Origin of the sequence: Paraburkholderia sp. CI3 (assembly GCF_050436505.1) — a bacterium.
GTDB classification, from domain to species: domain Bacteria; phylum Pseudomonadota; class Gammaproteobacteria; order Burkholderiales; family Burkholderiaceae; genus Paraburkholderia; species Paraburkholderia tuberum.
This window is the reverse complement of record NZ_JBNDMI010000004.1, coordinates 3,582,919-3,593,912: the sequence shown is the minus strand read 5'-3', so window position 1 is coordinate 3,593,912 and position 10,994 is coordinate 3,582,919. Positions and strand designations below refer to the sequence as shown.

General features: G+C 64.7%; 10 protein-coding genes. 6 read left to right on the top strand and 4 right to left on the bottom strand.

The window, feature by feature from the left end:
* The first annotated feature begins 181 nt into the window (after positions 1-181).
* From queA to secF, 5 genes are all read left to right on the top strand, one after another.
* A complete protein-coding gene (gene queA, locus OKW29_RS37990) occupies positions 182-1,240 on the top strand; it encodes a tRNA preQ1(34) S-adenosylmethionine ribosyltransferase-isomerase QueA (RefSeq protein WP_184034518.1) in 1,059 nt (352 codons plus the stop codon).
* A gap of 114 nt (positions 1,241-1,354) precedes the next feature.
* Positions 1,355-2,545: a tRNA guanosine(34) transglycosylase Tgt gene (gene tgt, locus OKW29_RS37985; RefSeq protein WP_429294511.1), complete on the top strand. Its 1,191-nt coding sequence runs from the start codon at positions 1,355-1,357 to the stop codon at positions 2,543-2,545.
* Between the two features lie 195 nt (positions 2,546-2,740).
* The gene (gene yajC, locus OKW29_RS37980; RefSeq protein ID WP_184034524.1) at positions 2,741-3,070 is read left to right on the top strand and encodes a preprotein translocase subunit YajC; all 330 of its coding nucleotides are present in this window, start codon (positions 2,741-2,743) and stop codon (positions 3,068-3,070) included.
* A gap of 116 nt (positions 3,071-3,186) precedes the next feature.
* Positions 3,187-5,286, top strand: coding sequence for a protein translocase subunit SecD (secD, locus tag OKW29_RS37975; RefSeq protein WP_429294510.1), 2,100 nt, complete (start codon positions 3,187-3,189; stop codon positions 5,284-5,286).
* A gap of 18 nt (positions 5,287-5,304) precedes the next feature.
* Entirely contained in the window at positions 5,305-6,255 is a 951-nt protein-coding gene (gene secF / locus OKW29_RS37970; RefSeq protein WP_184034530.1) for a protein translocase subunit SecF, read from the top strand.
* Positions 6,256-6,391: 136 nt separating this feature from the next.
* Here the strand turns inward: secF and OKW29_RS37965 are convergent, their stop codons facing one another.
* The 4 genes from OKW29_RS37965 to OKW29_RS37950 form a co-directional block, all read right to left on the bottom strand.
* Positions 6,392-7,669, bottom strand: coding sequence for an MFS transporter (locus OKW29_RS37965; protein ID WP_429294509.1), 1,278 nt, complete (start codon positions 7,667-7,669; stop codon positions 6,392-6,394).
* A 269-nt stretch (positions 7,670-7,938) separates the two neighbouring features.
* Positions 7,939-8,508: a YceI family protein gene (locus OKW29_RS37960; protein WP_429295006.1), complete on the bottom strand. Its 570-nt coding sequence runs from the start codon at positions 8,506-8,508 to the stop codon at positions 7,939-7,941.
* Between the two features lie 111 nt (positions 8,509-8,619).
* Entirely contained in the window at positions 8,620-9,183 is a 564-nt protein-coding gene (locus OKW29_RS37955; RefSeq protein ID WP_429294508.1) for a YceI family protein, read from the bottom strand.
* Positions 9,184-9,191: 8 nt separating this feature from the next.
* Positions 9,192-9,752, bottom strand: coding sequence for a cytochrome b (locus OKW29_RS37950; protein ID WP_187611133.1), 561 nt, complete (start codon positions 9,750-9,752; stop codon positions 9,192-9,194).
* 450 nt (positions 9,753-10,202) lie between these two features.
* Here OKW29_RS37950 and OKW29_RS37945 point away from each other — a divergent pair, with 450 nt between their 5' ends.
* A complete protein-coding gene (locus OKW29_RS37945) occupies positions 10,203-10,991 on the top strand; it encodes a paraquat-inducible protein A (protein ID WP_429294507.1) in 789 nt (262 codons plus the stop codon).
* Positions 10,992-10,994: the final 3 nt, after the last annotated feature.

Genomic DNA, 10,994 nt, shown 5'->3' with positions numbered 1-10,994 from the left:
TCGCAAGTACAATATCGGGTGCTGTCGAAAAGAAGTCGTACCGCCCTTCGCGCGTCCAGCGTAGGCAGGATGCGGCACAAAGCGCGCGGGCCGCTTCGGCGTCCCGCCATCATAGCCGCCCGGCTCCGGCTTCGGCTCAATTCAGTCCCAAATCAGTCCCAACCCGCTTCCAGTCGTTCGCATGTTTACGCTTTCCGATTTCGATTTCGATCTGCCGCCCGAGCTGATCGCGCAAGTCGCGCTGCCCGAGCGCAGCGCAAGCCGTCTGCTCGACGTGGACGCCGCAGGCGCCGCCGACGGCGCCGCGCGCCTGATCGATCGCCGCTTCACCGAACTTCCCGAGTGCCTCGCGCCGGGCGATCTGCTCGTCTTCAACGATACCAAAGTGCTGAAGGCGCGCTTCTTCGGCCAGAAGTCGAGCGGCGGCAAGATCGAAGTGCTGGTCGAGCGCCTGACTGGCGAGCGCAGCGCGCTCGCGCAGATCCGGGCGAGCAAGAGCCCGCAGGCGGGCACGACGATCCGTCTCGCGGATGCGTTCGACGTCACCGTCGGCGAGCGCGTCGATCAGTTCTACACGCTGCATTTCCCCGACGACTGCCTGACGCTGATCGAGCAGTACGGCCGTCTGCCGCTGCCGCCGTACATCGAGCACGACCCCGACGCGACCGACGAAACCCGCTATCAGACCGTATTCGCGCAGAACCCGGGCGCGGTCGCCGCGCCGACCGCCGGCCTGCACTTCGACGACACGCTGCTCGCCCGGCTCGATGCCCTCGGCATCGACCGCGCGACGCTGACGCTGCACGTCGGCGCGGGCACGTTTCAGCCGGTGCGCGTCGAAAACATCGCCGAGCACAAGATGCACAGCGAGTGGTATCACCTGCCGCAAGCGCTCGCGGACAAGATCGCTGCGACCAAAGCGCGCGGCAACCGCGTGATCGCGGTCGGCACGACGTCGATGCGCGCGCTCGAAGCCGCCGCGCGCGACGCCGAAGCCGCCGGTCATCCGCTCGGCGCGGCGAGCGCGGAAACCGACATCTTCATCACGCCGGGCTACCGGTTCCGCGTGGTCGACCGGCTGGTCACGAACTTCCATTTGCCGAAATCTACGCTGCTGATGCTGGTGTCGGCGTTCGCCGGCGTCGAGACGATTCGCGCCGCGTACCGTCATGCGATCGACGAGCGCTATCGTTTTTTCAGCTACGGTGACGCGATGCTGCTCACGCGGCGCGATGCATGAGCCGGTTCGAGCACTGCTTCAGCGTATTGGCAGTTTTCCTAGCCGCCCCGATCCCTCGTGGCGGTTTTCATTGATTGCGCCGGACTGTTTTCCGGTCGCCCAGGAGTGATCCCCATGACCCTTGGTCATCCCTCGCAACAGCCTGCCCACGAGCGCCCCGAGAACCGCCTCAAATTCGAACTGCTCGGCACCGACGGCCTCGCCCGCCGCGGCCGCGTCGCGCTCAATCACGGCGTGGTGGAAACGCCGATCTTCATGCCGGTCGGCACCTACGGCACCGTGAAGGCGGTCCAGCCGCGCGAGCTCGACGAAATGCACGCGCAGATCATCCTCGGCAATACGTTTCACCTGTGGCTGCGACCCGGCCTCGAAACCATCGAGGCGCACGCCGGCCTGCACGGCTTCATGGGCTGGAAGAAGCCGATCCTGACCGACTCGGGCGGCTTCCAGGTGTTCTCGCTCGGCGATCTGCGCAAGATCACCGAGGACGGCGTCACGTTCGCGTCGCCGATCAACGGCGACCGGCTGTTCCTGTCGCCGGAAGTGTCGATGCAGATCCAGAAGGTGCTGAACTCGGACATCGTGATGCAGTTCGACGAATGCACGCCGTACGCGACCGACAACATCCCGACCTCGCACAAGGAAGCCGCCGAATCGATGCGCATGTCGATGCGCTGGGCGCAACGCTCGATCGACGAATTCGAGCGCCTCGGCAATCCGAATGCACTATTCGGCATCGTGCAGGGCGGCATGTTCGAGGATCTGCGCGACGAGTCGCTCGCCGGCCTCGCGGAGAAGAACTTCCACGGCCTCGCGATCGGCGGTCTGTCGGTCGGCGAGCCGAAGGAAGACATGATGCGGATCCTGAACCACATCGGCCCGAAGCTGCCGGCCGACAAGCCGCACTACCTGATGGGCGTCGGCACGCCGGAAGACCTGGTGGCCGGCGTCGCGGCCGGCGTCGACATGTTCGACTGCGTGATGCCCACGCGCAACGCGCGCAACGGCTGGCTCTTCACGCGTTTCGGCGACATCAAGATCCGCAACGCGACGCACAGGAACTCGCTGCGCCCGCTCGACGAGCAATGCGGCTGCTACACCTGCCGCAACTTCACGCGCGGCTATCTGCACCACCTGCATCGCGTCGGCGAAATTCTCGGCGCGCAGCTGAACACGATCCACAACCTGCATTACTACCTGGAACTGATGCAGGAAATGCGCGATGCGATCGAGGCGAAACTGTTCGACACATTCCGCAAGCGTTTCCACGAAGACCGCGCGCGCGGCGTCGAACCGTCGTCCTGACGGCCCGCCACATGGATTGCGCATGCCGCACGCGGACAACTTACAATTTACTTTCGCCGGCCGCTGAATTTGCCCCGAATCGGACCTTTAAACGGTTGATCCCAAAGCCGATTCGCCGCGCCGGCGCGCGTGTGGCCGGTGGTAGAATAATCGGCTGATTTTTTTGATCGTTTGACTGATAACGGAGAGACCAACGTGTCGTTCATTTCCAATGCCTTCGCGCAAGGCGCAGCAGCAGGTGGTATCGAATCGAACCTGATGAGCTTCCTGCCGCTGATCCTGATGTTCGGCGTGCTGTACTTCATCATGATTCGCCCGCAAATGAAGCGTCAGAAGGAACATCGCAACATGCTCGCAGCGATGGCCAGGGGCGATGAAGTCGTGACGAACGGCGGCATCGTCGGCAAGGTGACGAAGGTGGGCGAAGCCTACGTCGGCATCGAAATCTCGGAAGGCACGGAAGTCACCGTGCAAAAGGCGTCGGTCACGACAATTCTCCCGAAGGGCACGATCAAGTCGCTGTAAGGCCTGCACTCCCCGCGTCCGGTGCGGCCTCGCCGGCGGTTCAGGCAGTTCGCTGAACGGCCCGCGCTCATCGCCGGACGCATCGCATCCAAGCCAACCTTCCCGTTGGACCACTCATGAATCGCTACCCCCTCTGGAAATACGCCGTGATGCTGGTGGCTCTGGTCATCGGCCTCGTGTACACGCTGCCCAATCTGTACGGCGAAGCGCCGGCGGTGCAGGTGTCGAGCGGCAAGGCCACGGTCAGACTCGACGCCGCCACGCTAGCGTCGATCGAAGCCGCGCTCGCGGCCAATCACATCAAGCCGACCGCAATCACGTTCGACAACTCGCAGAACAACGCGAACATCCGCGTGCGCCTGACGGACACGGACACGCAGCTGCGCGTGAAAGACCTGCTGCAGAAGTCGCTCAATAGCGACCCGAACGATCCGCAGTACGTCGTCGCACTGAACCTGCAAAGCGCGTCGCCGACCTGGATGACCGCGCTGCGCGCGCTGCCGATGTACCTCGGTCTCGACCTGCGCGGCGGTGTGCACTTCCTGCTGCAGGTCGACATGGCCGGCGCGCTGAACAAGAAGCTCGACTCGGACGCCTCGGACGTGCGCACGCTCCTGCGCGACAACAACGTGCGCGACGGCGGCGTGAATCGCGTGAACCAGTCGGTGGTGGTGAATCTGGCCGACCAGGCCACGGCGGACGCAGCGCTCAAGCTGCTCGGCCGCAGCGTCAGCGAACTGCAGTGGGCGTCGCAGCCGAACACCGGCGCGGACGGCGGCGTGCAGCTCGTCGGCACCTTTACGCCGGCCGTGCAGCGCGAGGTGCAGGACGCCGCGCTCAAGCAGAACATCACGACGCTGCATAACCGCGTGAACGAACTCGGCGTGGCCGAGCCGGTGATCCAGCAACAGGGCACGGACCGCATCGTCGTCGAGCTGCCGGGCGTGCAGGACACCGCGAAGGCGAAGGACATCATCGGCCGTACGGCGACGCTCGAAGCGCGCCTCGCCGATCCGGTCAACACGCATCCGAACCCGAACGACCCGGTGCCGCCGGGCGATGAACTCTTCACGCAAGGCAACCAGACGCCGGTGCTGCTGCGCAAGCAGGTGATCTTCACCGGCGACCGCATCATCGACGCGTCGGCGGGCTTCGACGAGCATCAGCGTCCGTCGGTCAATATCCGTCTCGACTCGGCCGGCGGCCGCGCGGTGCGCGCGGTATCGCGTGACAACATCGGCAAGCCAATGGCGATGGTGCTGTTCGAGCGCGGCAAGGGCGAAGTGCTGACCGTCGCGACGATTCAGTCGGAACTGGGCGACCGCTTCCAGATCACCGGCCAGCCGACCCCGCAAGCGGCCGCCGACCTCGCGCTGCTGCTGCGCGCCGGTTCGCTCGCCGCGCCGATGGAAATCATCGAGGAACGCACGATCGGCCCGAGCCTCGGCGCCGACAATATCAAGAAGGGCTTCCACTCGGTCGTGTGGGGCTTCGCGGCGATCGCCGTATTCATGAGCGCGTACTACATGCTGTTCGGCGTGATCTCGATGATCGGCCTGTCCGTGAACCTGTTGCTGCTGGTCGCGGTGCTGTCGATGCTGCAGGCCACGCTCACGCTGCCGGGTATCGCCGCTATCGCGCTCGCGCTCGGTATGGCGATCGACGCGAACGTGCTGATCAACGAGCGCGTGCGCGAGGAACTGCGCCACGGCGCGCCGCCGCAACTGGCCATCCAGAACGGCTACGCGCATGCATGGGCGACGATTCTCGACTCGAACGTGACCACGCTGATCGCCGGCCTCGCGCTGCTCGCGTTCGGCTCCGGTCCGGTGCGCGGCTTCGCGATCGTCCACTGTATCGGCATTCTGACGTCGATGTTCTCGGCGGTGTTCTTCTCGCGCGGCCTGGTCAACTTCTGGTACGGCGGCAAGAAGAAGCTGAAGTCGCTGTCGATCGGCCAGGTGTGGCGTCCGCAAACGGCGGCGGCAGGCTCGGCCGCGTATGCCGGCAACACCCTCGGCGGCAGCGACGCCGCGACCGACACCGCGCAGGCCATCGCCACGGCGAAGGCGAAGGCGAAAGCGAAGGCAAGCTCGAAGGCACCGGCCGCGGCCGGCGCGCAGGGTCGCTCGAAGCCGACCGTGCGTCGCCGCAATGCGCCGGGCACGCCGACGTCGAATGACTCGACGCGGCAAAAACCGGGTTCATCCCGCTGAGTCCCGGAGAACAAGACCATGGAATTTTTCCGTTTCCGTAAAGACATTCCGTTCATGCAGCGCGCGTTGATCTTCAACGCGATCTCGCTGATCACCTTCCTCGCCGCCGTGTTCTTCCTCGTGCATCGCGGGCTGCATCTGTCGGTGGAATTCACCGGCGGTACCGTGATCGAGGTGCAGTATCCGGGCGCGGTGCCGCTCGACCCGGTGCGTAACACGCTCGGCAAGCTCGGCTATGCCGACGCGCAGGTGCAGAACTTCGGCTCCTCGCGCGACGTACTGATCCGTCTGCCGCTGAAGACGGGCTACACGTCCGCGCAGCAGAGCGACCAGGTGATGGGCGCGCTGAAGGCCGACACGCCGGAAGTGCAGTTGCAGCGCGTCGAGTTCGTCGGTCCACAGGTCGGCAAGGAGCTCGCCACCGACGGTCTGCTCGCGCTCGCCTGCGTGGTGGCCGGCATCGTGATCTACCTGTCGTTCCGCTTCGAATGGAAGTACGCGATCGCCGGCGTGATCGCCAACCTGCACGACGTCGTCATCATTCTCGGCTTCTTCGCGTTCTTCCAGTGGGAGTTCTCGCTGTCGGTGCTGGCCGCGGTGCTCGCGGTGCTCGGCTATTCGGTCAACGAGTCGGTCGTTATCTTCGACCGGATTCGCGAAACCTTCCGCCGCGAACGCAAGATGACCGTGATCGAAGTGATCAACCACGCAATCACCAGCACGATGTCGCGAACCGTCATCACGCACGGCTGTACGCAGATGATGGTGCTGTCGATGTTCCTGTTCGGCGGCCCGACGCTGCACTACTTCGCGCTCGCGCTGACGGTCGGTATTCTGTTCGGTATCTACTCGTCGGTGTTCGTCGCCGCGGCTCTTGCCATGTGGTTCGGCGTCAAGCGCGAAGACCTGATCAAGGACAAGAAGGAACGCGTCGATCCGGACGATCCGAACGCGGGCGCCCAGGTTTGATGCGCGCGTAACCGCTGAGGATGCGCACAATAAAAAAGGCCGGTTCTGTCGAACCGGCCTTTTGCGTCTACGTACGCCGTCGTTACCGCCTCGTTCCCAGGGCCTGTTCACGCTAATAACGAAGCGTGAACAGGCCCTAGCGGAACCCCAGCTTGCGCCGTGCGCCGATCAGCGCCGCGATGCTCAGCAGCGCGGCAAACATCACGTAGTAGCTCGGCGCTGCCTTCGAACCGGTCGCGCTGATCAGCCACGCGATGATGAACGGCCCGAAGCCGCCGAAGATCGTCACCGCGATGTTATACGCGAGCGACATGCCGGTCGTGCGCGTCTGCACTGGGAATATCTCCGACAGCAGTCCCGGCGTCGCGCCGAAGTAGCCGCTGACGAGAAAACCGAACACGATCTGCCACACGATCAGCGTGCCGAAGCTCGGATGCGCGATCAGGAACGCGAACGCCGGATAGACGAGCACGAACAGCAGCACGGCCGCGCCCAGCATGATGCGTGTGCGTCCATGCAGGTCCGACCAATGCCCGGCCACCGGCGAGAACACCATCTGGATCAGACCCGTCACCGCGATCGCCGAGAACGCGACCGACGGCGCGAGCCCCAGTTGCCGCACGCCATAGGTCGGCATGAACAGCATCAGATACGCGGACACGGTCCCGAGGATCACCACGCCCATCGCGATCACGAGCCGCAGCTTCTGCGTCGCGAACGTATCGCGCAGCGGCGTCTGCGTCGTTTCGGCGGCGAGGAATTCGGGCGTCTCGTCGAGCCTGGTGCGGATGTAGAACGCAACGGGCCCGATCAGCAGACCGAAGAAGAACGGCACGCGCCAGCCCCACGATGCCATCTGTTCCGGCGACAGCTGGCCGGTCAGCAACGCGCCGAAACCGGCCGCGAGCAGCGTCGTCAGACCCTGGCTCGCCATCTGCCAGCTCGCGTAGAAGCCGCGCCGGCCCGGCACGTGCTCGGCGAGAAACGCAGTCGCGCTGCCGAATTCGCCGCCGGCCGAGAAGCCTTGCATCAGCCGCGCGAGCACGAGGATCAGCGGCGCGGCGAGACCGATGCTCTGGTAGGTCGGCAAAATCGCGATGATCAGCGTGCCGCTCATCATCAGCAGGATGGAAAGCGTGAGCGCCCCCTTGCGCCCGGCGCGGTCCGAGTACGCGCCGATCACGATCGCGCCGAGCGGCCGCATGAAGAACGACACGCCGAACGTGCCGAGCGTGAGCAGCAGCGATACGGTGTCGTTGCCGGCCGGAAAAAACAGCTTGGAGATGGTCACGGCGAAAAAGCCGTACACCACGAGATCGAACCATTCGAGTGCGTTGCCGATCGAGGCGGCCACCACCGCGCCCCACGAATTCTGCCGGCTTCCCGCGACGCTTGCTGCTGTCGTTGCATTCATCCAGATCTCCTGTACTGCGCGAAATATTTATCGACACGAACGCATAACGTCCGCCCAGGCCATCCCGGCAACGCGCAGCACCGGCATGACTGCTTGCGCTCTATTTAACTGAAAAAATAAAAGCGATGCGAGCGACAAATGGCCGAGGCGCGCCACCATGGCCGAGGCGTTCGCAACGGGCGACAAAAAACCGCTTCGTCGGTGAACGACCGAAACGGTTTTCGTATTGCGGCGCAGCGCGGATCGAATCGCAACAGCTGCCGGCGCCCCTACTGCTGCTTGATACCTTCCGACTGGATATGCAGGCGCGTCTGCATGCTGAAGCCGTACTTCGCGCCGAACTCCATGCCGTAATCGGCGCGATTGAATTCGGTGCTCGCCTCGACGCCGCAGACTTCGCGCTTGAGGACCGGGTGCTGCATGCACTTGAACGAATCGATCTTCAGATTCACCGGCTTCGTGATGCCGCGAATCGTCAGCGTGCCGATCACCTCGACGGGCTTGTCGCCGTCGAACTTGATCTCGGTGCCCTTGTAGGTCACGGTCGGATACTTCTCGACGTCGAAGAACTCGGCGGCCCTCAGGTGATCGTCGAGCTTCGGGTTGCCGGTCTGTACCGAAGCGGGATCGACGGTGACGTCGATGGTGCCGGTTTTGGCCGCGCGATCGAGCGTCACCGTTCCCGTGGTCTTCGTGAATTTGCCGCGCCAGATCGACAGACCGCCAAAGTGGTCGGCCTCGAAGCTCGGAAACGTATGCATCGGATCAAGCAGATAGGTATCGGCGGCGAAGGCGCCGAACGACAGCGACGAAGCCAGCGCGCCAACAGCGATCAATATGGACGTTTTCAATTCGTGCTCCTGTTTTGCGTTGAAAATCGCGATGCAACCTGCGGTGGGAAAGCGGCCGCGCCCCACGTGGCGCGGCGGACCTCGCGAGCGCCGTGCGCGTTACTTGCGCGCGGCGACGATATGAAACTTGATCACGACGTCGTCGGCGACGACCGATGTGTCCTTCCATTCGCCGGTGCCGATGTCGAACTGCGAGCGCTTGATCGGCAGCGCGCCGTCGAAAGTCTGCATCGCGCCCTGCTGGCCGACCGTGACCGGCACCACGACCGTCTCCGACTTGCCCTTGATGGTCAGCTTACCGGTCACCTTGAACTGGCTGCCGCCGGCCGGCGCGATCGCGCTCGACACGAACGTCGCGCTCGGAAAGGTCTTCGCGTCGAACCATTCCTTGCCGCGCACCTGCTCGTTGTAGCTCTCGTCGCCGAGATCGTAGCTGGCGACGTCGATGTTGAGCTGCGCGCTGCCGGCCGTCGGTTTGGCCGGATCGAAGCTGACCTGCGCCGTGAACTTGTTGAACTTGCCTTCAACCGGCACGTTCATCTGCTTCGAGGTAGCCGTCACCGAACTCTTCGCGACGTCGACCTGCGCGAGCGCCGCGCCTGCGGCGCTCAGCGACGCCGCTGCGAACGCGGCCAGCATGTAGCGATAAAACGAACCCTTCATGGTTGTCCTTATTTGAGGAAGGGGATCATGCGCGACAGCAGGCCGTCGCGATCGAGCCATTGATGCTTGAGCGCCGCCGCGGTGTGTAGCGCGACCAGCACGAGCAACGTGTAATTCAACGCGATGTGCAGGTTCTTCAGCACTTCCTTCAGGTGCGGATCGGGCGCGATGATTCGCGGCAGCGGAATCAGCCCGAGGTAGACGACCGGCACGTTCGCCGCCGAGCTATACAGATAGCCGGACACGGGAATCACGATCATCAGCACGTACAGCAACAGATGTGTGACATGCGCGGCGCCACGCTGCCAGGTGGGCATGCGGCGCGGCATCGGCGGCGAGGCGTGGGTCGCGCGCCACAGGATGCGCACGATCGCGAGCGCGAACACGGTCACGCCGATCCATTTGTGCCACGAGAAATAGCGCAGCTTGGTGGGCGTGAAGCCCGGGATGTCGGTCATCACCCAGCCGAGCGCAAAGCCGCAGACGATCAGCAATGCGATCAGCCAGTGAAACGCGATGGCGGTCCGCGTGTACGACTCCCGGGTACCGAACGATGGATTGAGTGTCATGACAGATCAACGCAGGCAGTTAGAAGTTAACGGCGCGCCGCGGCCAGCTATTCCGCGATCACCGCCGCGCATCGGCGCGGCACGCGCGGCCGATGCGGCGGACATCATCGCCACAAAAGGCCGCCGGGCATGCCACGGGCGCCATGCTACCCCAAGCGCGAAAAGCTGGCTGGAGCGCGTCGGCGGAACGGGCCCGAATTTTGCGCTGCAATGGCCCCAGGGCGCCGCGTCACCGCCCTTGCGTTGAACGATTCGGGGACGGAAGTCCCCGAATCGACGCCATCTCAGGCCCGGACCAGCGCGCGCGGGGGACGGCGCCACGCCCCGCGCCGCGCGCGGCTCGCCTCGGTCGCGAGGCCGCGTTTGGTACTATTGCTGCTCACCGCCGTCCGACCCCTCGTAACGAGCAGGCCTTGCACGCCGCCACTACGTCGTTAGCCCATCTGCCGCATGGAACATGACAACCTGATCGCGTGCCATGAATGCGATACGCTGTTCCGCAAGCCACGGCTTGTCGGGCGCGTCGCCGCGCGTTGTCCGCGCTGCGGCGCGACGCTCTATCGCGGCGTCTCGCGCAAGCTCGACGCGATCTGCGCACTGACGCTCGCCGCGCTGATCACGTTCGTGATCGCGCAGGGCTTTCCGATCGTCGAACTCGAAACCAACGGCATCACGTCACAGACTACGCTGTTCGGCGCGCTCGTCGCGCTGTGGGGCGAGGACATGGAGATCGTCGCCGTGATGGTGTTCTGCTCGACGATCCTCTTTCCGTTCACCGAACTCGTCGCGCTGCTGTACGTGCTGGTGCCGCTACGCGCCGGCTACGTGCCCGCGCACTTCAATCGCGTGCTGCGCGCGATCCAGTTCGTGCGGCCGTGGGGCATGATCGAAGTGTTCATGCTCGGCGTGCTGATCACGATCGTGAAGATGGTGAGCCTCGCGCGCGTGATTCCCGAGGCGGCACTGTTCGCTTTCGGCGCGCTGACGCTGATGTTCGCGGTCGTCGTCACATTCGATCCGCGCGTGCTGTGGGATGTCGCCGACGAGATCGACGCGAGCGGCGATCGGCCGTTGCCGCGCACGTCGGACAACAGCGCGGCGGTCGCGGTCGGCTCGCTCGCCGGTCCGCCGGCGCCGTCCGCGCTCGCGGGCTCGACCAGCGGCAGCGCTGGTGGCACAACCAACAGCACGGCGGACGGCACCCCGCCCGGCTTGCCGCCCACGCCGCGCGAAGGATGAGCC